Annotated in this window: 21 protein-coding genes; 10 read left to right on the forward strand and 11 right to left on the reverse strand. The window is 49.8% G+C overall.

The window, feature by feature from the left end; translation table 11 throughout:
• Window positions 1-432: 432 nt before the first annotated feature.
• A complete protein-coding gene (locus EL633_RS34660) occupies window positions 433-1002 on the reverse strand; it encodes an alpha-ketoglutarate-dependent dioxygenase AlkB (protein WP_218027641.1) in 570 nt (189 codons plus the stop codon).
• 222 nt (window positions 1003-1224) lie between these two features.
• On the opposite strand from EL633_RS34660, the gene EL633_RS34665 reads away from it, so the two are divergent.
• Window positions 1225-1857 (forward strand): hypothetical protein, encoded by a 633-nt coding sequence (locus EL633_RS34665; protein WP_126631771.1) that lies wholly within the window; start codon window positions 1225-1227, stop codon window positions 1855-1857.
• On the opposite strand, the gene EL633_RS34670 is transcribed toward EL633_RS34665, so the two are convergent.
• On the reverse strand, window positions 1838-2713 hold the full coding sequence (locus tag EL633_RS34670; protein ID WP_126631772.1) for a LysR family transcriptional regulator: 876 nt from the start codon (window positions 2711-2713) through the stop codon (window positions 1838-1840). The genes EL633_RS34665 and EL633_RS34670 overlap by 20 nt on opposite strands.
• A 126-nt stretch (window positions 2714-2839) precedes the next feature.
• Between EL633_RS34670 and EL633_RS34675 the strand changes: the two genes are divergently transcribed.
• Together EL633_RS34675 and EL633_RS34680 are read left to right on the forward strand one after the other, a co-directional pair.
• Window positions 2840-4102, forward strand: coding sequence for a multidrug effflux MFS transporter (locus EL633_RS34675; protein WP_126631773.1), 1263 nt, complete (start codon window positions 2840-2842; stop codon window positions 4100-4102).
• A gap of 164 nt (window positions 4103-4266) precedes the next feature.
• A complete protein-coding gene (locus tag EL633_RS34680; protein WP_218027642.1) occupies window positions 4267-4758 on the forward strand; it encodes a beta-class carbonic anhydrase in 492 nt (163 codons plus the stop codon).
• Between the two features lie 77 nt (window positions 4759-4835).
• On the opposite strand, the gene EL633_RS34685 is transcribed toward EL633_RS34680, so the two are convergent.
• A complete protein-coding gene (locus EL633_RS34685; protein ID WP_126631774.1) occupies window positions 4836-5696 on the reverse strand; it encodes an LLM class flavin-dependent oxidoreductase in 861 nt (286 codons plus the stop codon).
• Window positions 5697-5851: 155 nt separating this feature from the next.
• On the opposite strand from EL633_RS34685, the gene EL633_RS34690 reads away from it, so the two are divergent.
• The gene (locus EL633_RS34690) at window positions 5852-6808 is read left to right on the forward strand and encodes a GNAT family N-acetyltransferase (protein ID WP_161982697.1); all 957 of its coding nucleotides are present in this window, start codon (window positions 5852-5854) and stop codon (window positions 6806-6808) included.
• Between the two features lie 99 nt (window positions 6809-6907).
• Here the strand turns inward: EL633_RS34690 and EL633_RS34695 are convergent, their stop codons facing one another.
• The 6 genes from EL633_RS34695 to EL633_RS34720 all read right to left on the reverse strand — a co-directional run bounded on the left by EL633_RS34695 (window position 6908) and on the right by EL633_RS34720 (window position 13962).
• The gene (locus tag EL633_RS34695; protein WP_126631776.1) at window positions 6908-7747 is read right to left on the reverse strand and encodes a phytanoyl-CoA dioxygenase family protein; all 840 of its coding nucleotides are present in this window, start codon (window positions 7745-7747) and stop codon (window positions 6908-6910) included.
• A 246-nt stretch (window positions 7748-7993) separates the two neighbouring features.
• Window positions 7994-8866, reverse strand: coding sequence for an oxygen-dependent tRNA uridine(34) hydroxylase TrhO (gene trhO / locus EL633_RS34700; RefSeq protein ID WP_126631777.1), 873 nt, complete (start codon window positions 8864-8866; stop codon window positions 7994-7996).
• Between the two features lie 849 nt (window positions 8867-9715).
• Window positions 9716-10687, reverse strand: coding sequence for a tetratricopeptide repeat protein (locus EL633_RS34705; RefSeq protein ID WP_126631778.1), 972 nt, complete (start codon window positions 10685-10687; stop codon window positions 9716-9718).
• Window positions 10688-10747: 60 nt separating this feature from the next.
• Window positions 10748-11071 (reverse strand): Cif family virulence factor, encoded by a 324-nt coding sequence (locus EL633_RS34710; RefSeq protein ID WP_126631779.1) that lies wholly within the window; start codon window positions 11069-11071, stop codon window positions 10748-10750.
• 88 nt (window positions 11072-11159) lie between these two features.
• Window positions 11160-12515, reverse strand: coding sequence for a cytochrome P450 (locus EL633_RS34715; RefSeq protein ID WP_126631780.1), 1356 nt, complete (start codon window positions 12513-12515; stop codon window positions 11160-11162).
• Between the two features lie 385 nt (window positions 12516-12900).
• On the reverse strand, window positions 12901-13962 hold the full coding sequence (locus tag EL633_RS34720) for a LacI family DNA-binding transcriptional regulator (RefSeq protein WP_126631781.1): 1062 nt from the start codon (window positions 13960-13962) through the stop codon (window positions 12901-12903).
• 309 nt (window positions 13963-14271) lie between these two features.
• Here EL633_RS34720 and EL633_RS34725 point away from each other — a divergent pair, with 309 nt between their 5' ends.
• The 6 genes from EL633_RS34725 (at window position 14272) to EL633_RS34750 (ending at window position 21962) form a co-directional block, all read left to right on the forward strand.
• Complete coding sequence (locus tag EL633_RS34725) at window positions 14272-15228, forward strand: carbohydrate ABC transporter permease (RefSeq protein ID WP_218027644.1); 957 nt, start codon at window positions 14272-14274, stop codon at window positions 15226-15228.
• Between the two features lie 110 nt (window positions 15229-15338).
• Window positions 15339-16175, forward strand: a complete 837-nt coding sequence (locus EL633_RS34730; RefSeq protein ID WP_126631782.1) for a carbohydrate ABC transporter permease — start codon at window positions 15339-15341, stop codon at window positions 16173-16175.
• Between the two features lie 78 nt (window positions 16176-16253).
• Window positions 16254-17714, forward strand: a complete 1461-nt coding sequence (locus EL633_RS34735) for an ABC transporter substrate-binding protein (RefSeq protein WP_126631783.1) — start codon at window positions 16254-16256, stop codon at window positions 17712-17714.
• 74 nt (window positions 17715-17788) lie between these two features.
• Entirely contained in the window at window positions 17789-18931 is a 1143-nt protein-coding gene (locus EL633_RS34740) for an enolase C-terminal domain-like protein (RefSeq protein ID WP_126631784.1), read from the forward strand.
• A gap of 14 nt (window positions 18932-18945) precedes the next feature.
• Window positions 18946-19716: an SDR family NAD(P)-dependent oxidoreductase gene (locus tag EL633_RS34745; protein ID WP_126631785.1), complete on the forward strand. Its 771-nt coding sequence runs from the start codon at window positions 18946-18948 to the stop codon at window positions 19714-19716.
• A gap of 104 nt (window positions 19717-19820) precedes the next feature.
• A complete protein-coding gene (locus tag EL633_RS34750) occupies window positions 19821-21962 on the forward strand; it encodes a hypothetical protein (RefSeq protein WP_126631786.1) in 2142 nt (713 codons plus the stop codon).
• An 86-nt stretch (window positions 21963-22048) separates the two neighbouring features.
• Here the strand turns inward: EL633_RS34750 and EL633_RS34755 are convergent, their stop codons facing one another.
• Both EL633_RS34755 and EL633_RS34760 read right to left on the reverse strand, forming a co-directional pair.
• Complete coding sequence (locus EL633_RS34755) at window positions 22049-23068, reverse strand: CPBP family intramembrane glutamic endopeptidase (RefSeq protein WP_161982698.1); 1020 nt, start codon at window positions 23066-23068, stop codon at window positions 22049-22051.
• 227 nt (window positions 23069-23295) lie between these two features.
• Window positions 23296-24255: a D-2-hydroxyacid dehydrogenase family protein gene (locus EL633_RS34760; RefSeq protein WP_126631788.1), complete on the reverse strand. Its 960-nt coding sequence runs from the start codon at window positions 24253-24255 to the stop codon at window positions 23296-23298.
• Between the last annotated feature and the right edge of the window lie 94 nt (window positions 24256-24349).

Consider the following 24349-nt stretch of genomic DNA (forward strand, 5'->3'; position numbering starts at 1 on the left):
TAATAAAGCGAGATAAAATAATTTTTCCTGCATTTTATCGTGATAGTGTTTGATGCTCATCATTATCGAGGAGCGTGCAGTTAGCCGCACGCGGGCTCTGACGGGCCCATGCTTCTTTTACGTGTGCTGTCAAAAAATGAGCAAAGCTCATTTTTTGACAGCACACGTAAAACCGTTGGAGCGCCAAAGGCGCGAAAAAACGATCAGCGGGACATGGATTTCATGCGAAGCAAACACTATCTCTACTCGACTTTGTACATTTTTCGCTCTTTGAGCTGAGAATGGTCCTGATTTGTCTCGTACTGCGAGCTCATTTCTCGACTTTTGTACAAAGTCGAGCTCTATTTACTTATGAACGCCAATCTGGTAAAAGTGAATGAAAGGATGATGGTAATGGCATAAACCATATGGTACAACCAGCTTGTAAGGTATTTAATGCGCAAGGATATTTCTAAAGGTAAGAGATATTCTACGTTTGCGTGCGAGTACTTGTCCCTGATAGACATCGGTCTTACGTGCGGGTAGGCCATGTTTCCAGGCATAGCGGGCCTCGCCTTGCATGATAAGTAAACTGCCGGGTTCTAGTAAGACAGGCACTTTTTGAGTGGAAGAGGTATGCGTAAATTGCATCACGCACGGTGAGAGCAGGCTTAAAGAAAGTATCGTATCATCAAAGCAGGGCACACAATCGATATGGCTTGAGATCCCTTGTCCTGGCTCATATTCGTTTACAATGACCTGATCGGGTACTTGAGCGACAAATCCATCGGCGTGTAATCTTTGTGCGACCGTAGCGAGCCATTCCGGTAGTGATCCCAGATAGAGTTGAGGACTGGTGGCTGTATGACGAGTGTAATCATAGCGATAGCCATAGTGTTGTACGCGTCGCTTCAAATCTGTAATCCACGACTGCTGATCAATAAGCGAGATCAACGCTGCCTGTTCTTTTTCTGCTAGATAAGCTTCATGATATGTGAGTCCTGCTATCATTGAAATTGTCAAAGTACCCTCATTTCTGCAAATGATTTTCACAACTAACTATGCATATTTCTAGTTTAAGCGTACTAGAACACGAGCAGCAGGTCAATTGTCTTATTATCAACAGGACTGTGGACCCATCACAACATACCTTCCTTGCCCTATGCTTGGTGACAGAAGACCGAACATGTCTGGCATACCAGACCTCTTTTGCACAATGCTGTTAGAAAAAAGGATGTCACCACTATGATCAAATTCATGAACAAGGGAACAGATACTTCGTCCTCGCGAGCCTCACGTTGGATACTATGGGTGGGATATGCTGCCTGCGCCTGGGGAATATGGTTTGCCACCCTCCACGCTCTGCTATTCTTTGGCGGAGGATCCTTTGATATTCCCAACATTTCTCGATGGCTGTATATCCTCCTTACAACCCTCTCGGTCCTTTTGTTTACTACAGCCGCACTATTCCCATTGTCATTGATCTGGCCATTTCACTGGTTACGTAAATCCCGTCTGCAGATGATTACTCTGGTTCTGGCGTATATTGGGATGCTTGGATTTACACTTTATGAACTTGTGCTGGCCAAAAATGAACCAGGGGCGGTCGGATTTGGTGTCGGCGTATGTGTGCTAGGTGTGATTGTGGCTTTTATAAGGCCACGAAAATACAATATCGCGCAATGGATGGTTCTGATCGCAACCTGGGCCATCGGCATTGGCATGACGTTGTACGGTGGTGCCTATATCTGTCTATCTTTCTTTCAGCCCACATTTGAACAGGGGCTTAGCTACTTCTCACTTGGAGGTATCAACTTTACCGTTGAAGGTATCCTTTTTGTCGCCACCGCCTGGCTTATCAGTCGCTATGGACAGTAGAAGCGGTCTGGATGAAGAGTTTAGCCGCCGGCGACGACATTTCCGAGGATTTCGTGGCGAGTCCGATCTGTAATTGTTGGGGAGGATCTAGAGGGAGAGCGACTACACCCTCAAGCTTTTTAGGCACCATCATCCTGGGCAGGATCCCGATGCCCAGTCCTTCACGGATCATGGCCAGGATGGTAGCGCTATCGCTGGCCTGATAGCGTATGCGCGGCTTAATCTTACCCAGTTTCAGTCCGGCCATCTCCAGCATCTGAAACGAGCAACCCGCCTTTGCCATAATAAAATCATATTCATATAGTCTATTATGCGGTACCCCTGTCTCTGTCTGGAAATGGTGATTGGATGGTAGGATGACGCAGAGCTCATCGGTCGCAATCAAGGTGCTTTTGATAGCGCGGGCGGGATGGAGGATGAAGCCGACATCAACGATACCACCTTCAATCCACTCATAGACCTCTTGCATTGAACCTTCAAAAAGCACTACTTCTATGTCCGGATATTGTTGTTGAAAGATAGTTAGTAGTCTGGCAATCAAGCCAGGACAGAGCGAGAGGACATGCCCCAGTCGCAATTTTCCTTTAACCAATCCTTGCGCGGAACGAGCCTCCTGCTCAATTGTCTCTGACTGCACCAGTAGCGCCTGTGCATGAGGCAGAATCTTCTGCCCCACATGAGTTAGCGAGACCACACCTTTGCGGTTGCGTTCGAGCAGGGTTACACCTAACTCGCTTTCGAGGGCGGCCAGCGCATGACTTACAGCTGACTGTGTCAGGTCAACCTCATAGGCTGCCTCAGTAAAGCTACTCGTCTTGGCCAGGGCCACAAAGCATTGTAGTTGTGAGAAATTCATTATGTATATCTTTCATAAGCTTATGAGGATTATGATTTGCGCTCATTATAACATTCGCCTATACTGGCTGACAAGTAAGGCAAATGTAAGGCCGCTATCATTATGCACAGAAGGGATTTCTCAGCCATGGAACAGAGCAATCAGAAAGCATCAAGCACACCTCAGACTGAAGGAAGCAAGCAATTCGTAAAGGACCAGCAGGAAAGCAAGTCCGGCCGTATTCGGCCATGGCATATAGCGATCCTGGGTGGATTGGGAGCGTTTGGACCACTGGCCACCGATATGTATCTGCCATCTCTGCCGATGGTGCGCCATGATCTGGGAGCGACCATGGCGCAGGCGCAGATTACCTTGAGCGCCTGTATCCTGGGGTTGTCATTGGGACAAGTAATTGCGGGACCAATGAGTGATGCGCAGGGCCGGCGGCGGCCGTTGTTAATTGGGGTAGCCGCCTTTGTAGTCGCTTCGTTACTCTGTACGTTTGCTCCCACGATCGAAATATTAACCATATTCCGTTTCATACAAGGTATCGCAGGGGCTGCTGGCATCTCGATCGCCCTGGCTATAGCCAGTGATCTGTATACTGGAACTGCCCTGGCACGCTCTTTCTCACTCCTAATGATGGTCAACGCCCTGGCTCCGATTCTTGCACCCGTGATTGGAAGCCAACTACTTAACTTCACCTCCTGGCGTGGAGTTTTCATTGTATTGACCCTTATCGGTCTGAGCTTTTTTCTGGCCACGACCTTTGGACTTGGCGAGACCTTGCCAGTAGAGCATCGCCAGAAGGGAGGCATTGCCATCATCCTGCAAGCATTTCGGGAACTCCTGACCGATCGTCGTTTTATCGGTTATGCTCTTTCCTGTAGCCTGGCTTTTGCTACCGGCATCATTTACATCTCGGTCTCACCGTTTGTACTGCAAAACGTCTATCACCTCTCACCACAAATTTTTGGTCTTATCTTTGGCATTAACGCCCTTGGTCTGGCCCTGGTCGCTCAGACTGGCAGTCGCCTGGTTGACCGTGTCACGCCGTATAAACTTATGTATTGGGGTATCATTACCAGTGTTATTGGCGGTATGATACTGCTTATAGCTGTAGTCAGTGACATCGGCTTTTTAGGTGTACTGATTGCTTGTTTTATCATCACTGCCAGCCTGGGACTGATCGCACCAAACGCAACCACCTTAGCGCTTAGTGGTGCGAAAGCCGCTGGTAGTGCTTCGGCTTTATTGGGGGTGTTGCAATTCAGTATCGGGGCCATCTTTGCCCCTCTGGTTGGACTTGCTGGTAGTACCGCTTTGCCTATGGCGATCGCCATCGCTACTTTCAGTCTGGCGACCCTGCTCACATTTGTGCTGCTGTGCCGACCAGCCCGCACAAACTAAAGGGTTGTCAGGCATGAATATAGGGGCCAGGAAGAGACAATCATATGTCAGTAATTTTGGTAGGAGCTAATCGGGAAATAAAGGAATGAAGTTGAAGTGTTATAGATGGTCGAAAGCTTTAAAGCTGCTTATCAGTTTTAGCATGTAGCGAAAGGAATTATTCTGTGAGTGTTACCAATGAATTTTTAGCCGCCAATGAAGCCTATGCCGCCTCTTTTGGTAAAGGGGATTTGTCTATGCCACCAGCACGAAAAGTTACTGTGGTGACCTGTATGGATGCACGACTCGATCCAGCCAAATTTTTAGGTCTGGTAGAAGGTGATGCACACGTTATTCGTAATGCAGGTGGACGGGTACAGGATGCTCTGCGCTCTCTGATCATTTCTGAGCAGTTGTTGGGGACAACCGAGATTGTTGTGATCCATCATACAGACTGTGGCATGCTCACGTTTAGTAATGCTGATCTGCGCACAAAACTCCAGCAAGAGCTGCACATTAATGCTGAGAATATTGATTTTCTACCATTTTCGAACCTTGAGCAATCCGTGCGCGATGATGTTTCCTACTTAAAAGACTCTGAGTTCATTCCTAAAAGTATTACCGTGAGTGGTTATATCTACGATGTTAAAACAGGGAAATTATTGCCAGTAGCTTAGGAACACACAAGACCAAAAAGCAGGCGGCCAACGTATTGTTTGGCCACTTGCTTTTTTTATACAAAACATTTGACAGGCTATTCAATGTGTAAGGGACCGCGTTCGATGCTTGCACGCATAGTTGTTAACTCACCGGCAGGGACATATTCTACCCACCAAGTGACGCCGGCTCCAGCTAATGAGCGCATCAAGGCACGATCTTTCTCCCAGTCCTCGGAGCGACTGCGGCCGCCTAGCTTGATTTCGTATGGTGTGGCTTTCTGCTGTTCACTACGATGGTTTTCAATGAATGTTTTGAGTTCCTGTACATCAGCGGGGGTCCAATCCTCTGACTTACCGGGTTGTTGTTGTTTGTAGAGGCAGCAGCCATCATAGCGCGCGGCGCGCAGCGATGGTCCTTTGAGCGGCCAGCCACCTCCGACCAGGATGGGGATGCGCGGTTTCTGGACCGGGGTAGGGAGGAAGGTCATATTATCTACCTGAAAGTGGCTTCCTTGATAACTAAAAGGCTCGCCGCTCCACAGTCCAACGATGATATCGAGGGCCTCATCGAGGATTTGTGCGCGTTCTTTAGCATCCCTGGCCTCATTGACCAGACTGAAGCCAGCTTCGTTGGCATCACCTGAACCAACCCCGAGCATAAAACGTCCATTGGATAGTTGATCCAGGGCCACCGCCTCGCGGGCAACCTTCCAAGGTCGACGCCTGGGGAGTGGTGTCACGGATGTGCTTAATATGATGCGTTTGGTGCCGATGGCTATTGCTGCTAGCGCGATCCATGGATCACAGGTTGGCACTGCTCCAGCGCTTTGATGCACAATATAATCCTCCAGAAACACCCCATCCCAGCCTGCTTCTTCGGCCAGACATCCCAACTCGGCCAGGATCCGCGCATCGCCACATACTCCTCCATTTGGAAGAGCAAGACCATATTTCATCGCAATCTCCTCTTATTGTCTATTGCTTTCTCAAAATCGTTTGGGTAGTATAACCCCAGCACCATGACATCCTCTGTCATATTTGCTAGCAGTTCTTATTCATGTGTATGAGTGTTTACAGCGTGAAGGGCAAAAAGGACAGTGAGAAAGAAAGAATGGACATCTTATCCACCTCCGGTTTTAGTATGCGGCCTGCATTGATGGAGAATGCGGCAGAGTTGAGCGCCTTGATTGCGTTACGGGATAAAACTGAATATCCGCCGGAACTTGATTATGAGCCGGACTATACGGTTGATGACATTGAGGCTGAATGGCGAGGTATGAATCTGGCCGCTGATAGTCGTGTTGTGTTTGCTCCTGATGGACGGCTGGTCGGTTATCTGGGTGTCACGATGAATTTTGTGGATGCTGAGCGTAAGCAGCAATATGCTGGCATCCAATCCTTCTCGGGCGTGCATCCGGCTTTTGTTGGTCGTGGGATTGGCAGTGCGTTGCTGGACTTTGCTCACCACTGGTTCCAACAATGCTATGCAATGGATGTGCTTAGTATGACCACGTGGATTAATCCACGCAATGAACGTGCGCGCCGACTCCTGACAAAACAGGATTTTAGTCCGGATCAGCATAGCGTGGTCGAAATGAAGGTCAAACTGGGCCAGATGCCACAACTGGTGTTATGGCCCGCTGGTATCAGTGTAAGAACTTTTCAACCGGGACAGGATGATGGGTTAGTGAAAGCCACAATCGAAGAGGCTTTTGAGCGACCGTTTAATCATTGGGATCAAGTGTACACGAACCATGCCAATTTTGATCCTACCTGTTGGCATCTGGCCTGGGAGGCGGATCAACTTGTTGGAGTTCTGATTGGAGCCCAGCAGCCTGCGCTTGGTTGGATTGATCAGCTAGGCGTGCGTCCTGCCTGGCGTAAACGTGGTATAGGCCAGACACTGCTCCAGCATGCTATCCGAGATTTTTATCAACGTGGACTACGTACGGTTGCGCTGTCCGTGAGTCTGAATAACCAGCATGGAGCACTGCGCCTCTATGAGCGCGCTGGCATGCAAATTGGGAGTCAGATTGATCGTTATAGCACACGATCCACATCCAAGTAGTTGGTCCTGTATGAGACAGCCTTTTAAGGTAATCAAGGATCCCTGGCAATGTAACACTGCCAGGGATCCTTGATTGTTGTGTACAGTACTGTGTGGAGTCTACTCGGTGCCGCCAACGCTGGCAAGGGTGCCGGTGAGAGCGATTTCGGGCTGGCCGTTTTCGGAATCGACCCAGACGCCGCAGGGACCACCCTCGGCACTATAATTGAGGTCAAGCGTGGTTCCGTCCATACGATAGAGAGGCTTCATATATTTGGTGACGGTATCAGCTTCGCCTGAGATATAGTGTCCAATCAAGGCACGGCGGAAGCGATCGCTGGATTGGTTGGGATAGCTACCATGGACCAGCGAGCCACCAAAGAACAAGACATCGCCGGGTGCCATGATCACTGAGCGTACTTCCTTTTGCTCAGGGACCGGGACCTGGATATTGGTAAAGCTGTCTTTCGTATTAGCCTCAGTGGTGCAGAGAATTGGCCAGTGCTGACTACCGGGAACGACTTTCATGCAGCCATTCTCTTCATCGCAGGGATCAAGGGCCATCCAGGCCGCCATGCAGGTACCGGGACGGGCACGCAGAAAGAAATTGTCCTGATGCAGGGCCTGGCCACGAGCCCTGGGTGGTTTGAAGTAGAGCATTGTCTGTGCCGCATAGGGTTCGCCACCGAGCAGTGAGGTCAATACCTCATTCAGACGCGCATCAATCAAGAAACGCAGACTGGCCTCGTCCCAGTGGTGCATATGGATCATACGTGGATAGCGTTTTAACGGATCATTGCTATCAGCATCAACACCCGCCACATCACCAGGATAACTACCCTTAGCGCGCAGATCCATATAATGATCCCGAAAAAAATCGGCCTCAGCGGCAGTAAAAAGCTGTTTTACAACCACATAACCATTTTCATCAAAGAATTGTTTTATATCCGCAGCAATCATTTTTTGTGCATCCTTTCCGTATACCTGAAAATGATATACATAAATAGGGAGTAACATCGTCGTTAGCTAAATGATAGCGTAAAAGGCGCCAAAAAGGGATAGCTAGAATTGCTGCTATGTGTCTGAGATGCGCATCATTGTAATCGGTGAGCACTGGAAACAGGGTTGATGTTGTCTGGCAATGTGGTGAAAGTCGCAGCTATGGTGCTGCGCATAGAGCCTGCACAGCGTGCAGGCAGCTACAAGTTATGCGCGACAACCCTGGGGGCAGGTAAAAGGAGTATGTTCAGCGAGACAATCCGAGCAGCAGATCAGGTGGCGATGGCAGGCATCGTTGGTACAATTGATATACTGTTCCGATGGTTGCTGGCAATAGACACAGCGACCCACAACCTCATGTTCCGGCTCGCGATCGCTGGCAAAATCCATCAAGATACGATTATCGAAGACATACAGCTTGCCTTTAAAATGCTGATTAGGATACTTCTCCATATAGGTCACGATGCCATCCTTCAACTGATAGACATCCTGCATCCCATTTTTGAGCAGCAAACCCGTAGCCTTCTCGCAGCGCACGCCGCCTGTACAGACCGTCACCACCGGAGCATCCGTCAACTGCTTCAATTCAGGTAGCACAGCAGGCAGATCGCGGAAATTCTCAATTGCAGGCAGGATCGCATTCTCGAAATGCCCACTTTTATGCTCATAATCATTGCGCATATCGACCAGATAAAATTTCTTTCCGCTCTCATACCACTGATGCAACTCATCCGCCGACAGATACTTACCAGTCAACTGATTAGGATTGACACCCCAATCCGCCACACTATTACTGATAATATCCGTGCGCACCTTCACCGACAAAGAAGGAAAAGCCTCGCCGGTCCCCTCGCTACGCTTATAATTGATTTCCCGGAACGGTGGATACTCATTCATCGCCTGGACATACAGCTTGATCTTAGCAACCGGTCCCTCGACCGTGCCGTTGATGCCCTCAGGTGCAATAATGATGCGTCCCTTCAAGCCAAGCAACTGGCACAGAACCCGCTGCCACAGCTTCACCGCCTCCGGATCGGCAACCTCAACATATTTGTAATACAACAAAATCTGGTAACTCATGCTGACAAGTATAGCACACTTTTACGGGTCCTTATAGAGGTTTTCTTACCAGGGGTGCCATTCATTTTTTGGCAACCACACCTATGAGCGGAAGAGCGGAGACCCAATTCATTTCACATCATGGGTGCCGCCTGGAACGGAGAAACCGAAGCGTGTTGAAGCAACCGAATCGAGAGGCGAGGAGACGGCAACCCGCAAGGGGATTGCCCTACAATAGTCATGTCCAGGCCACTTTATCATACAAAAAATGGATGAGTACCATGGTATATTTTAAATAACGAAACAAGAAAAAAAGACAGATGTAGGGCAATCCCCTTGCGGGTTGCCGTCTCCTCGCCCTATGTCAAAGCCCCTGTTTACGACCATGATCGCTGTCTTCTCGCCCCATGTGAAGGTCCTTGAGCATGTTCATGATGGGACGTATGCCGTTGCAAAAAAAATGAATGGCACCCTCTTACCAGGGGCGCTCAGAGATGGAACCCCTGCGATAGCGCCGGATGGTTCTGTATGGTGCGCTCAAGGAAGGTCCCGTTTGGGCACCGCGAGAGGGAACGTGTCAGGCGAGAGGAAACCGGATCGCGGGGAGACCGGGCCACCACGCTGCGGCGGGTGGCAAACGGCCGCTGAGGGCCGTAACTACGGGAACGTGGTCGTGATGAGGGAGGGGATCGCTGGGGTATGTATGGTTTTTCTTCTCATGGCTGCGCTGGCAAAAAATGCATGACAGCCTTTTGGGAAGGGATAATAACGAGCAGATACGCTGTGGAAAATGGCAAGGCCTGGATATTCTCTCAAAGAGCAGAAGCCGCGACCTGTTTGTGTGTCTTCTGCAAATGCGAAGGCCGCAGTTCAGTTGCTGCTGAGGTTTTGTTGTGCTGTAGATGCTTGCTGCATGGCATAGGTGAGCTTGATAGTATGGGCGATAGCATATGCTTGTGCAAAAGCCTCTCTGGCCTGCTCTGATGCTTGTTTGCTCTGGCAGATACGACCATGGGTGAGCAAAGCAAAAATATGAGCTTTCTGGATATGCATCTCCTCTGCCAGTTCACATGCTTGTTGACAGTGGAAGGAGGCCTGATCAGTGTTTTTCTGGTCGAGACAGACATCTGCAAGGACAATGTGCGCGAAGGGAAGATAAACATAGATGTTTGCTTGCTCAAGCTGTTGCAGTGACTCAGCAAAGTAGTGATGTGCCTGGGATAAATTTCCACGTACCTGTTCAAGAAAGCCAAGATGACGCAGGGCTTCAAAGGCTTCCCGTGGATAATTATGTTGTTGGGCAAGCTGGAGGGCCTGGGTATAGTATGTGCGTGCCGTCTCCATCTGGCCAAGGACATCTGAAATGAGTCCGACATAAAAGAGAGATTCGCTCATACCTCGATTATCTTGCAGGCGACGTCGATGTTCTAATGCCTGCTGAAAGTAAGGTAGAAGCAGATGGGGGTCTCCCTCGCGCTTGTTTGAAGCGGCCATATAGTGAGCATATCCGATGCTTTGCAAAGCATCAGCCAGCAGATGGGGAGTATCCGTCTTTTGTGCAATAACTTTTGCCTCTTCCAACACCAAGAGAGCATCTTCAATCGGGGTATTTTCAAAATTTGTTTTGACGGCTAGCATATTTCCATAAACAAGTTTCAGCTGAGCCTGTGCTGTTGCAGTAGTTTCTGGTCGTTGGATCAATTGCATACCCATCTGGCATATTTCAAGCGCCGGTTCCAGTTGGCCAGACTGAAAATAGGCTTGTGCCGTCGTCTCCAACGTAAGAAGCAACGTGCTGATATGTGCGGCAAGTGTTTGCTGATCTGGTAGCAATGATGCCATAAATCCCTCTTTCTATGCTGGATTACAAAGCAGTCCACCTCACGAGTTGGTGTTGTGATGCTAGTGGATTTCCAAGCGCTCGATCAGTTCTCCTCGTAGGGTCAAAGAAAAGGTAGCAGGTCCAGTATAGCCACCAGTAGATTTGATTTGTAGTGCTACGAGCGTGCCGGCAGGATTTATTTCTTGTAGTACATCGATATGCATCTGGACGCCAAATGTTTCTCGTTGTGCCCAGGTACGGATCGCATCGTATCCTGAGTAGGTTGGGCCATCCATAACGATAGCATCCTGTGTGAAGAGAGGCATGAAGTCGTTGATTTGATCTTGATTGATGGCCTCAATGACGCGGCGCATATGTGGAGAATGCAATAAGGTTACATCCATAGTTTTTAGCTCCTGATAGTAAAGTAGCGCTTAGCACAATGAGTGAAGCGCTACTTGGATAGGTAAAGGTATAACAATCAGCGTATGTTTAGTGGCGGTGCTCACGAAGGCGTACGCGGAACGAGTAGCCAAAGGTGGGAGCGGGATCATTGCGTACACGCAGAGATGCCTGGGGATCAACACGTTCCAGACGGACGCTATGTAGAAGGGTTGCCAGCACCAATACGATCTGGGCTTCGGCGGCTCCCGCGCCCAGGCACAGGTGGGTGCCGATGCCGAAGGGAGCGTATGCGCCACGCTGTTTATGTTCTTTGCGTTCCGCGCTATAACGCTCGATATCAAATGTATAGGGATCGGGATAGAACTCAGGCAGGAAATGACTGACCGTAGTCGCAATAATTACATTTTGTCCCTTTTTGATCTGGTGACCAGCAAAGGCAAAATCTTTGGCTGCGATACGATTGACGACTGGACTGATCGAGTGCATGCGTAGTGTCTCCATCATGGCAGAATGGAGCACGCCATGGCCGCGAATCTGTTCCTGTGTCGGGAGACCCTGCGAGAAGAGCTCATCGGCCGCGGCTTCACATTGTTCCAGAATTGAAGGATGCTTTAGCAATTCATAGAGCATAAAGCTACATTCATTTGCCGCCGTATCCAGGCCCGCTACGAATGGACCGAGAGAGGCAAAGGCGATCTGCTCTTCACTACTCAACATCTCTTGAAAAGCCGGATCCTGGCTGGCCGTCAAAATACCATCAATCAAATCTTTAGTCGTACGCGTAGTAGCTCGATGCTCGGCAACGATATCCTGTCCCATTTTCAAATAATGTTGTCTGGCCCGCTGGTAAACTGGCAATTTCAGCATAAAGTTTGGCATTTGTTTGGTTACATAGACATTTAGTGCAAAGCGGACTGAGGTGATCATATATTGTAGATTATCGCCGGGAGCATAATTGGCCAGCGCGCGCCCCAGTTGCTCGGTCACAATCATGCGAAAAAGATAGAGGGCGGGTATCTCTTCACCAACCGGGAGGCGATTAAGAACAGCCTCGGCAATATCCACCAGCATGGGTATATCTGCAAGTAACCGGCTCACTGAATAAGCTGGCTTAAAGAGCTTGCGCAGCTGTGCATGATTTTCCCCATCGATAGCTGATAAGTGCTGTTCAGCGCCGAACTCCAGGCCAAATTTATGCCAGAGTTCATAAGAACTGAATTTATCAGTCCCCTCTTTTGTAACAAATGTATTTGCCTCCGGCCCGGCCATAACCACCATTTCCTGGTTAAGCGCACGCACGCGGAAAATTGGTCCTAGCTGTCTGTATTGTTCGACAAGAAAAGCCACTAGATCCTGACGCATTGCCAGCGCGCTACCAAGTAATGGCAATCCTGGTGCCAGTGGTGGTGATGGAAGAAGATCTGTTACCGCATCGACAGTCATTTATCCTCCAGTAGTAACTCATGTAATTATAAAACAAACAAATGTCAACTATGATCATACCATATGAATAGTTAAATAACTTCATGTGCAAGTTTTATCCCTCACACCTCGCGCCTACGGCTCTCGCTTGTTTTGAGGAGGAACATGGCGAGGCGGTTGCAACCGCCTCGCCATGTTCCTCCTCAAAACAAGTGGGTATGTGGAAAAATTGAACATGAAGTTATTTAACTATATATGTAGGTTTTTGGGCTGATAACTCACATCTACGGCAATCGTTGTTTTTATACATAAATATTGAAAATACATGATCCTGAGTTTGCGGTGTCTAGAAAGCGAAAAGCTAGATAAAGTAGGCAGCGAGAGATGAGGTCTGATGTCTGCGTTATCAAGTAGACTCCGGGGCGGGTCCGGTTGAGTCACGGATAATGAGTTGGGCGGGTACCTCCATCAAGACAGGTGGACGGTCACGCTGGCTGAGACGTTCGAGGGTGAGTTGCGCGGCCTTCGCGCCGATGAGGCGGGCATTATAGTCGATGGTGGTTAAAGGTGGAACGCTGTATCTGGCCTGAGGAATATTATCGAAGCTAATCACACTCATCTGAGCGGGGACCTGGATCTTTTGCTCGGCAAGAGCGGCTAGGACACCGATGGCCAGCAGGTCATTGACGACGATCAGTGCAGTTGGACGTGTAGCTACTGGTTGGGACGCGAGCAGAGCGGATGTTGCGTTATAGCCATCATCGATAGTAGGACCACAGCGAGAGATCCATTCTTCCTGGACAGGAATGCCCATTTGCTGTTGGATCTGCAGACAGGTCTGCAGACGGTCATTGAGCAATTGATGGTTAGCGACGCCATAGATATAGCCAATACGCCGATGACCTGCTGAAGCCAGATGCTGTAATACTAATTGTTCACCCGTTGTAGCCTGGGGGACTACACTATCAATATCGGCATCAAAGAGCGTATCGCGACGGAAGCTGAGACTAGTGATGGCATAGCCACGCTCATGGAGCGAGCGCACCTCAGCAAGTAGAGCGCGACCAGTGCCAGAAAGCAGGATCAAAGCATCGCTACGCTTCTGCTGCAGCCAGGTAAAACATTGTCGTTCACGATCCTCGCTGAAATCAGTAATAAAGATCGACGTGCTATAACCATGGTCCTGTGCATAACTATTGATGCCACTCACAATTTGCATATAGTGTGGATTATTCGCATCCGGGATCGCCACGCCAAGCGTCTGAGAAGCCTGAGTACGCAGATTGCGCGCCGCCTCCAGAGGATGATAGTTTAATTGCATCACCGCGTTATGCACCCGGCTCCGCGTCTCTGGCGAAATATTAGCCGTTGCCACATTATTCAAGACCAGCGAAACAGTCGTGCGAGAGACCCCTGCCAGAAGAGCCACGTCACGTATCGTTGGTCTTTTTACCTGTGAGTTCTCCAAAGCTACCTGTACCCTCTATCATACGCGCATATACCTAAGAAAAACGTTTTACTAATTCGATTTACCTCATTCGAAGTATACCGAGCAGCGCATTTTTTGTCAATATTTCTCGGGAGCCTTGACTTATCAAGGATGTATGCTTATACTTTGGATAAGTAAACTGATTTACTAAATCGAATTATTATTTGTTTGCTAGCTTCTATGGATGAATGAGATCATCCATTTGCATACAATAACACGGGGTCGTCTGTTGGCAGTGGCGCGGCAGGCGGTGCGATTATTTTGTATCGATGTCGAAGGAGCATTGGCATGCAGACTGTTTTTCGTCCTGATCAGGCTGAGGTGGGGAGTCCTGTGCGTAAAAAGAGACGCGCGGGGCTATTCGGGCTCTTGCGGCGGACATGGATGTTGTATCTTCCGCTTTTGCCGCTCTTTGTGTGCCTGGGATTCTTCAGTTATTATCCAGCTTTTAGCGGCCTCTATCATGCATTTTTTGATTGGCGACCAGGTTTTGATTCTCCATTTGTGGGCTTTAAGAACTTTGCAGCCATGATCCTAGATAGCATCTTTGTGTTGTCATTTGCTAATATCATCAAGTTCTTTATCTTCGGGGTAACGCTGGCCTGGGTCGTGCCGTTATTTGCGGCAGAACTGGTGCTGGCACATTCAAGTAAGCGCTGGCAGTTTATTTTCCGCACCCTGTTGATTGTGCCGATCGCGTTTCCGATGGTCGTAGTATTTTATCTATGGGGATTTATGTATGAGCCGAATATTGGCATGCTCAATACACTGCTGCATGCAATCGGCTTAAGTGGCCTGGAGCGCAACTGGCTGGGTGATCCAAATATCGCGCTCTACTCACTAATGTTTCTGGGTTTTCCCTGGATTGCCAGTACTCCATTCCTGCTCTTCCTGGCCGGCTTGCAGACGATTCCAGGTGAAATTTTTGATGCAGCCTCAATTGATGGAGCATCCTGGTTTACCCGTATCCTGAAAATCGATATTCCACTCCTAACAGGCCAGTTCCGGCTCCTGTTTGTGCTGGCCATCATCAACTATGTGCAGCTTGCGATTCCAATGGCCTTGCTGACTAATGGAGGGCCTGCCTACTCGACGATGACACCAGCCCTGTATATGGTCAATCAAGCATTTTACAACGGCAATTGGGGCTATGCAGCCGCCTTATCATCCATCCTTTTCATGATTACTGCGCTCTTTAGTGTGGTCTCCCTACGTACAAGAAGGCAAGCTGTTACAACCGCATAATGGATGCCTGAAAAATTCTCTTCCTGTGCAAGGATAGATTGTTACATATAAATATATAGCACCCTTGTAGATCGTTAAGCGTGCCCACCAGCTTGAAAGGATCATTGAGCATGTCAACACGCCAGGGACGTCGTGATTTTTTCATCGGCAGTATCTTGATGATATTGGTCATCCTGACCTTATTTCCTTTTCTCTTTATGTTAATTACCTCATTAAAGGATAACGACCAGTTTCGCGCATCCTACTGGATTCCCTCGTTCCCATTACACTTTGAGAACTATGCTGTAGCATGGGGGCAGATCAGCGTATATATCATGAACTCATTGATCATCGCTATCAGTTCGATGATTGGTGTACTCGTACTCAGTTCAATCGCCGCCTTCGTCTTTGCCCGCTATAACTTCCTGGGGCGTAACTTTCTCTTTACCATGATCGCCATTCTCCTGATGGTCCCATCCATCTCAAGTCTGGTCCCACTCTTTATCCTGATCCGCGACATGGGACTGGTCAATACACGGCTGGCATTGATCCTGCCGTATATTGCCAGCGGCTCCATTTTTGCCACATTTTTGATGCGTACATTTTTTCAGCAGGTGCCGCAGGAACTATTTGAGGCCGCCCACATCGACGGAGCGGCCGGCTGGCAGGCATACTTTTATGTCATGCTGCCCCTCTCAGGACCGATCATCGGCACCATCATCCTGTTAACCTTAACCAATGTCTGGAACGACTACTTCTGGCCGTTACTCACCCTGACCGATGATAGCCTGAGAACGGTGACCACAGGTCTGGCCTTTTTGCAGGGACAGAACGTTACCCTGTGGGGACCGCTGTTCGCCGGCTACGTCCTGGCCAGTCTGCCCCTGGTCGTCGTCTATTTCCTGGCTTCACGCTACTTTATCGCTGGAGTGGGTGGTGTTGTAGGTGGTGGGGAGATGCTCAAGTAGGTATGGTAGCACAGGTAGTTTAACTGAATTTATCGCGTATCTTTCTTTATTGGTTGTATTTGAAAGGACTCATGTTTTATGAACACGACAATGTCTGTGCGGCGTTCAACCTATCTGCTGGGTTTGTTTTGTTTGCTAGGAGCAATGCTGCTCTCGGCCTGTGGCAATGATCAGCAGCAGAGCCAGGGTGGTCCAATCACTATCACGCTGGCCGGTCCTAACCAATGGAATAGTAGTGGTAAAAGCTTTGGAACTGGCTGGGATGCAGCGGTCCAGCAATTTGAAAAGCTGAATCCCAACGTCAAAGTCAAAATTACCGTCCTGCCACTATCCAACTTCTCACAGATTGAAGCCACCGAACTGGCCTCCGGTAGTGCACCCGACCTGATCTTCAACCAGACCAGCTACAAGCCCTACCAGGTCACCCCGTTAGATAGTTATCTACAGCAGCCCAACCCCTATGCTACCGAGAAGCCACACTGGATGGACTGGTTTGACTCACGAGCCTACAATCCGACCCTTTCAGGGGCCGCTGATGGGCACTTGTACTGGGTACCGCTCAACCTGGTGAGCGTAGGACTGTTTGTCAACCAAGATCTCTTCCAGAAAGCCGGAGTCAGCTATCCAATCAAGACCTACAAGGAATGGGAAACAGCCATCCAGAAATTTAAAGCCGCCGGCATTACGCCCATGGCCATGGACAACTCACAGATCGGCATTGCATTTCCCGTTGGCTCGATCCTGAACCAGATGATGAACAAATATTACAACGACTTCAACTGGTTTGACGCCGCCGGAAAACCCGGAACTTATACAAACCTGACCACTAAAGACCTGATCCGAGCGGTGAAAAGCGGCAAGCTTAATGCCAACCTGCCCGAAGTCGTCGAAGCTTTGAAACTGGCCAAGGACATGTATGCCAACGGAGCGACCCCTAACTGGTCCGGTATCAAAGGCTTATCAGGTGCGGGCGTCAACCTGGATGATTTCCTGGCTGGTCGTACCGCCATGGCCTGGGGCGTCAATTTCGGAGCCGCCGAAGTATCCAAAGCCACCTTTAAAGTTGGTAGTATGGGTTTCCCAACGATCACCACTGAGACCACCCCACTCTCGACCAACCAGCCAGCTCAATTTGGTGTCACCACCGGTGGAACCAGTTACATGATCCCATCAACCGTTAAAGGTGATCACCTCAAATATGCGGTACGCTTCCTGCAATTCATGACCGCACCCAAATATGCCCAGAGCTGGATTACCGCCACTACCGGAGTACCCTCAATCACCGGCATTACCGCTCCCGGTGTGATCAAAGGTTTCTCCGATGGCCCCTGGGGTGAAGCTCCAAAATCGGCTGGCTACTCCCTGCAAGGACTTTCACCGCAGCAAGGGCAAGACTATACCCAGATCATGCAAGGATACCTGCTGGGCACCACCAGCCTGTCCGCCACCCAGAGCAAGCTAGACGCCTCCTGGAAAGCGGCGGCCGACTATCAAATTCAGCAGAATCCGAACTGGCAGAGCGAAAGCTGGGCCAAATAAGCAGCCGATTGACATGCCTTCTGCCATGGGGGCATGTCACATTTGTGGGCGCCTTCAACTGGAAAGGTTGGATCATGAAGATTACCGGCGTTCATTGCCGAACATTACAACTAAAAGAGGAGTTATCATCGCAGCCCTCGTGGTTATCGGAAGCGGTCATTGCCAATCCGATGTCGCTCTATCCACGTTATGCAGCCCGGCGCTCGTCCTGGATGGCTCCTTTTTCGGGATTAGCGGTCCTGATAGATACAGACGAAGGGATCCAGGGACTGGCCGTGGCTGATGGTGGCGCGGCCGTACAGATCATCATCGAGCAACACTTTGCGCGCTTGCTGGTGGGAGAAGATCCGAGCGATATCGAGCTCCTGTGGGACCAGATGTTCCGTGCCTCTTTACCGTATGGACGCAAAGGACTGAGCATGTTCGCAATCAGTGCCGTAGATTGCGCGTTATGGGATATCCTTGGTAAAGCACTCCAGCAGCCGGTCTATCGCCTATTGGGGGGAGCCACCAAAGAGGATATGCCAGTCTACGAAACCACCAATGATCGAGTCGATTGGGATAACGCTGCCTTCTTTGGCGTCAAGCTTGCCATGCCCTATGGTCCTGCTGATGGGCGCGAAGGACTACTCAAGAATCGCGATCTGGTCAAAGAATGTCGTGAGCGCATTGGCGAGAAGCGCGATATTATGCTGGACTGTTATATGGCCTGGGATGTTGAGTACACCATTCGCATGATCGATCTGGTCGAACCCTATGGAGTACGCTGGATCGAGGAGGCTTTGACCCCGGACAATATTCATGGCTATGAAAAGCTCGCCCGTTATACTGGTCCGATTGCGCTGGCAACTGGAGAACATGAATACTCACGTTGGGGACATCGCGACCTACTGGCAACTGGAGCTATCTCTGTCTTCCAGCCTGATATCAACTGGGTTGGGGGCATCACCGAGACGCGCAAGATCTGTGCCATGGCCTCAGCCTGGGGATTGATTGTTTGTCCACACGCAGGAGGGTTGCAGGCTGCGGGCCTGCATCTGATCAAGAGTCAGGTCAACTGTCCATTCGCTGAATGGGTACGCACCTGGAACCGGGATAGCGGGCGTCCGGCTGCAGGCGTGCTGGGCATTCCTGATCCAATTGATGGGCGTATTCGGCCTGGTGAAGAGCCAGGACTGGGTATGCATTTAAATGAAGATGTGCTCAGACCAGCCTGAAGGGACAATACACTATGCCTAAACTAGATGGGCGGGTCGCGATCATAACCGGTGGGGCCCGAGGGATCGGAGCCAGTATTGCCCAGACCCTGGCCGAGCATGGCGCGCATATTGCCATCCTGGACTGGAAATTGGATGAAGAGTCAGACCAGATTGTGCATGCCATTGAGAAACTGGGTCGGCAAGTCAAGACCATCGAGATCGACGTCTCACAGTCCGAACAGGTCAATGCTGCTATTCAGGAGATCAGCGAGTATTATGGACGCATCGACATCCTGGTCAACAACGCTGGCATCTGCCCGTTTGGAGATCTCTTATCAATTACAGACGAGATCTGGAGCAAGACCCTGAACGTCAATCTTAGTAGTATGTTTTATCTGGCGCGGGCCGTAGCTCCAATCATGCAAGAGCAACAGAGCGGAGTCATAATTAATATCTCTACCGTTTCGACCCAACTTTGCAGTCCACACCAGGTACATTATATCGCCTCCAAAGGTGGGGTTGATGCCCTGACCAGAGCGCTAGCTGTGGCGCTCTCGCCTTACAATGTACGCGTCAATGCCGTGGCCCCGTTGGGAGCCGCAACTGCCATCAACCAGAACGTCGAAGTACAGCAAGAGGCCTGGGCCAGAAGTGGAGTTCCCCTGCTCCTGCGTAACACCCTGATCCCACGTCATGGCGTCCCCCAGGACTACGCCAACGGCGTCCTTTACCTTGTCTCGGACGAAGCAGCTTTTATTACCGGCATTATATTACCAATCGAAGGAGGTGCCCTCCTCATCTAGCTTTTCCTGAGCTCTACTATATGTTTGGCTTATGGAACAACGTTGTTCGGAACCGTCCATAATTGTCCAGTTTATGTTTTCTCAGCACAAAAGGGAGGAAGCACATGCCAATAAGGAAGTTGGGATACTGGCCTATCAGTGGTTTTGTGGTTGCATTGCTGGTAGCTGCACTCACGCTGAATTTTGTCCAGGTAGCACGGGCAGCCAGCACGACCTATTATATAAACAATCAGAGTGGCACAAATTGTAATAATGCAGGTTCCGGTACCACACAAAGCGCGCCCTGGTGTGATTTCACGCCAGTCAATAGCCGTACTTTTGGAGCAGGCGACCAGATATTGCTCGCACGTGGAGCTAGCTGGAACCAGCAGATGACCATCAACGGCTCTGGAAGCGCCACCAGCTATGCCAGGATCGATGCCTATGGAACAGGAGCGCGTCCAAAGATTATCCGCAATGGCAATGAAGCCGAGCGTGCGATCCGTATGAACGATCCATCTTACTGGAGCGTCAACAACCTGGAGCTTGGTTCAGCAGGCACAGGCATCCTGGTTTATTACAGTACCCTCTCACACCAGGGACTGCGTTTCTCTAATATCTATGTGCACGACATTCGTGGCATCCATCAAGGCAACACGACCAGTGGCCAGAATGACCGCATCTGGAATTCCGCCGGCATCGAGATTACCGGTAGTGTTACATTCACATCCAGCCAGTATGCGCTCCAGGATATCAAATTGGACGCTATCGAAGGTACGCATAACCAGGACAGCATCTCATTCGACTGGTTTAATGGCATAACCTCCAGTGATGGCGGCGATGGACACAATCTGGTCCAGAATGTTACTCTGAGCAACCTGTATCTCCATGATGACAATGGTCCTGCCGCCGGTTGTGATGAAGGTATGCGCCTGGTCAACATGCAGAACGTTACTATTTTGAACTCCCAACTCAACAACGAGGCCGCTTGCCATAGTCCCACAGGTACCGCAGGGATTATCTTTGGTCGCCTGCAAAATGTCACATTCGTTAACAGTATCATGACCAATGTTCCCAACACCAGTTCACCTGACCAGACCGGATTTGACTATGAATGCTGCAATAATCAGGTACGTATCCGCAATAGCTACATTGCCGGTAACGCGGGCGCCGGCATTGAGTTTCTGGCCATCCATGGTAGTAGCGATCAGAGTACTAATGGCGAGGTCTCCGGAAACCTGTTTCGTAACAATGGTAACGGAGGTATTGAACGACTGGGCAATGACATCACACCAACCGGAACTATCCGTGATAATTTATACTCCGAAGCAGCCGGGCTGACGACTACCGCTGGAGGCGCCAACTTTAACGGTTTTACGCTAACCAATAACATCCAGGCTACCGCCGCCAGCGCGCTATACAACGCAAGCAACGACTTCAGTGGCACGCAAGGGCAGCAGAACTGGTCCTATCAAGCCAGTAGCAATGGTAGCAGTTGGAGCAATCTGCCATATGATACCAGTGCCAGCACCTGGAAACCAACCACCTCATCTGTCCCGCAGATCACCCGCTTTGGCATGCATCCAGATAGCTGTGCGGCATGCTGGGTTGGGCGTACCTGGACAGCGCCAGCTGGAGGCACCATCAGTATCCGTGGTCGTGTCCTCAAAGTTGATACTGATGGCGGCAATGGGATTGTCGCACGCATCACCAAAAATGGGAGCGTCATCTGGGGGTCGCAGACCATCGCCTATAACGACCAGAATGGTAGTGAGAGCAACCTTGACGGCCTTGCCGTCAGCGCCCAGGACGTTGTGCGTTTCGAAATCGCCAACAATGGCGACAACACCTACGACACCACCAGCTGGACACCATCCATTGCTTATACAGGTACAGCTACACCTGCTCTCAATCGTTACTACAACACTGCCATCGCAGACCATTGGATTACCAGCGGTAGCGTCGGCTCCGGATATCATCTAGAAAGTACCCTCGGTTATCTCTATACCAATAGTCAGAGCGGCACCATTGCCCTGTATGGTTGTAGCGTTGGAACAGATCACTTTATCTCACCCAACTCTAACTGCGAAGGCTATACCGTCCTGCGAACTGAAGGCTGGATCTATAGTACACAACCAGGCGGTGTCGCTACAACCCACATCTACCGTTGTCGAGCTGGAAGTGACCACTTCATCTCGACCGATGCTAATTGTGAAGGCCAGACCTTTGAACAATCTCTTGGATATGTCTTGAGTGCTCCCCAATAAAGTATCGATGCTGACCTGACTTATTCAGGCAGGTCAGCATCCTTCGCAAATCAGCTTAAGCTAGTTGTCAGGCTGGAATATACACTTTAAATTTCAGCCTGACTCGTTGTGTTATTTAACTTGGTAGCTTTCGTCTGCTCGTTTTTATACAGGGCAAGTGGTGTAAAAAGCTGTATTTTTCCATAGCGCCAGCGGATATAGGCCAAGAGGATGAGTATGCCAAGCAGGAAGGCACAGATGGAGAGGAGACCACCATCGGGGCCGGCGATGCCACCGGTCCATATGATGGGTCCATGCTGGTGGAAAATGAAGAGGGAAGCCAGGTTGTTGGGAGTCTGTCCAGCGATGGGGAAGCCATAGATGTTGCCCTGAGTAAAATCCCAGGTCATGTGCAGACCGAGGGCAAAACCGAGATTGCCGGTTAAAATGTATCCCAGTCCCATTAACAGCCCTGCCATGCTGATGCTGATCATTTCCAGCAAAGTGACATGTGGATTAGAATAATGCCCAAAACCAAAGAGCAGCGATGTAAGTAACCAGGAGAGTACGATGGCCCTCCGGGAGCCAATAGATGGTGTGTTGAAGACCTGAGCAAAGTTACGTAGTGGATAGCTACGTGCGAATGTTTCTTCGAAGAGAGCAACCAGCAGGAAATTGAGCAACCAGGCCCCCAGAACAACGATAAAAGGTAATGTTGTAACTTGATTGAAAAAGAGCCGTGATACAGATATCCAGCCAGCTAGCCACATAACCAGCACAAGTGCGCTATTTAAGAATACTCCTAATAAGGATCCAAATATAAAATCAAGCCACCAATTCTTATTGAGATGATATCCAAAGTGCTTAAAACGATCGTGATCAAGAAAACGTACTACAAGCCAGGTCAGTACAAGTGTTGCAACAGCGCTTGCCAACATAGTATTGACAAGTTGTAGCAGGGGAAGCGCCATTCTCAAGTGTACAAGCAATAAAATAATAGCCAGAGGAAAGTAGAGAGCATAGACAACTATGTAAATCGCAGGAGTGCCCAGGATAAAAAGCAATAGCAGTCTCCAGAGAGCACGAACGCGTCGCTCTTTCTGGTTCCAAAACAGATTCTTAAGCATAAAATATCTCCCAGCTTTTAAAAATACTTTGTTATAGACTAGCATAAAGATGTCTTATTTATGTTTTAGAATTGTCTCAAACCTGTCTCGTTTATAATAGGTAAATAGCAGTTAAGATATTTACAAGAATGAATAGTCGCTGATGCAATAAGAGCTAGGATATGATATGTGAGAAAGAAGACCAGGACATCATGCCCTGGCCTGTTTTTCTATTTGTAGAAGTGGCTTCAGGCGAGAGCCTGTGGATTGACGATGTTGAGGGGATTGCCGGCGGCGAAGGCGAGCAGGTTGTCGAAGGCCTCCTTAAAATAGACTTCGTAGCTACCTTTCTCGACATAGCCAAGGTGTGGCGTACACACAACGTTATCCATTTGAAGTAAGGGAGAGGTGGTGAGTGGCTCGACTTCGTAGACATCGACGGCCGCATAGCCAGGATGGCCAGTGTGGAGTGCCTCCTCTAGTGCGTCAGGTGCGACCAATAGGGCCCGGCTGGTATTGACGAACAGGGCGTCGGGCTTCATGCGTTGCAGATCGCTGGCTGTGACAATGCCACGTGTTTCTGGAAGGAGTTTGACATGGATACTCAACACATCGGCCTGCTCAAACAGCTGCTGCTGGCTGTTGGCGACCGCGAAGCCATCGGCCTGCGCACGGCTCAGGGAGCCTTCGCGTCCCCATACGATGACTTGCATTCCGAAGGCCCGACCATAATTGGCTACCAGTTTACCAATATTGCCATAACCAAAGATACCAAGTACACGACCATGCAAGCCAAGTCCTAGCGTCGACTGCCAGCGACCCGCCTTCAGATTAGCAACCTCCTGTGGAATATGGCGTAGCGTCGCCAGGATTAGTCCCCAGGTCAGTTCAGCCGTAGAATAGGGAGAACCGCCACCGGCCGCGACAGGAATACCATGGCGATTGCAGGCGTCCAGGTCTATATGCGGCATACCGCGACCAGTCTGGCTAATAAACTTCAGTTTAGGGAGTTGGGACAGCAGATCCTCTGTGATCGCCGTACGTTCGCGGATCAGTACCAGAGCGTCGGAATCCTGAAAGCGCTCGGCCAGCTTTTTGACATCCTGCGTGCTATCGTTGTAGATTGTCACCTCATGTCCAGTCAAGCTGGCAAAGCAGTCAAGGGTGCGTACCGCATCCTGGTAATCGTCAGGAATTACAATTTTCATTTTCAATCTCATTTCAATGGTGCCCATTCAATCACTCTATTATATATCAAGGCTGTATGCTGACGTGCTGAGTCTTCGGGAAGGTTGGCGGCTT

This window comes from Dictyobacter alpinus, from assembly GCF_003967575.1.
Classification (GTDB): Bacteria; Chloroflexota; Ktedonobacteria; order Ktedonobacterales; family Ktedonobacteraceae; genus Dictyobacter; species Dictyobacter alpinus.

What these genes read in the sequence shown, in the direction of transcription:
- EL633_RS34665 (WP_126631771.1), top strand. Translation starts at nt 1,225, where the DNA reads ATGATCAAATTCATGAACAAGGGAACAGATACTTCGTCCTCGCGAGCC.
- EL633_RS34670 (WP_126631772.1), bottom strand. Translation starts at nt 2,713, where the DNA reads ATGAATTTCTCACAACTACAATGCTTTGTGGCCCTGGCCAAGACGAGT.
- EL633_RS34675 (WP_126631773.1), top strand. Translation starts at nt 2,840, where the DNA reads ATGGAACAGAGCAATCAGAAAGCATCAAGCACACCTCAGACTGAAGGA.
- EL633_RS34685 (WP_126631774.1), bottom strand. Translation starts at nt 5,696, where the DNA reads ATGAAATATGGTCTTGCTCTTCCAAATGGAGGAGTATGTGGCGATGCG.
- EL633_RS34690 (WP_161982697.1), top strand. Translation starts at nt 5,852, where the DNA reads ATGGACATCTTATCCACCTCCGGTTTTAGTATGCGGCCTGCATTGATG.
- EL633_RS34695 (WP_126631776.1), bottom strand. Translation starts at nt 7,747, where the DNA reads ATGATTGCTGCGGATATAAAACAATTCTTTGATGAAAATGGTTATGTG.
- trhO (WP_126631777.1), bottom strand. Translation starts at nt 8,866, where the DNA reads ATGAGTTACCAGATTTTGTTGTATTACAAATATGTTGAGGTTGCCGAT.
- EL633_RS34705 (WP_126631778.1), bottom strand. Translation starts at nt 10,687, where the DNA reads ATGGCATCATTGCTACCAGATCAGCAAACACTTGCCGCACATATCAGC.
- EL633_RS34710 (WP_126631779.1), bottom strand. Translation starts at nt 11,071, where the DNA reads ATGGATGTAACCTTATTGCATTCTCCACATATGCGCCGCGTCATTGAG.
- EL633_RS34715 (WP_126631780.1), bottom strand. Translation starts at nt 12,515, where the DNA reads ATGACTGTCGATGCGGTAACAGATCTTCTTCCATCACCACCACTGGCA.
- EL633_RS34725 (WP_218027644.1), top strand. Translation starts at nt 14,272, where the DNA reads ATGCAGACTGTTTTTCGTCCTGATCAGGCTGAGGTGGGGAGTCCTGTG.
- EL633_RS34730 (WP_126631782.1), top strand. Translation starts at nt 15,339, where the DNA reads ATGTCAACACGCCAGGGACGTCGTGATTTTTTCATCGGCAGTATCTTG.
- EL633_RS34735 (WP_126631783.1), top strand. Translation starts at nt 16,254, where the DNA reads ATGAACACGACAATGTCTGTGCGGCGTTCAACCTATCTGCTGGGTTTG.
- EL633_RS34740 (WP_126631784.1), top strand. Translation starts at nt 17,789, where the DNA reads ATGAAGATTACCGGCGTTCATTGCCGAACATTACAACTAAAAGAGGAG.
- EL633_RS34745 (WP_126631785.1), top strand. Translation starts at nt 18,946, where the DNA reads ATGCCTAAACTAGATGGGCGGGTCGCGATCATAACCGGTGGGGCCCGA.
- EL633_RS34750 (WP_126631786.1), top strand. Translation starts at nt 19,821, where the DNA reads ATGCCAATAAGGAAGTTGGGATACTGGCCTATCAGTGGTTTTGTGGTT.
- EL633_RS34755 (WP_161982698.1), bottom strand. Translation starts at nt 23,068, where the DNA reads ATGCTTAAGAATCTGTTTTGGAACCAGAAAGAGCGACGCGTTCGTGCT.
- EL633_RS34760 (WP_126631788.1), bottom strand. Translation starts at nt 24,255, where the DNA reads ATGAAAATTGTAATTCCTGACGATTACCAGGATGCGGTACGCACCCTT.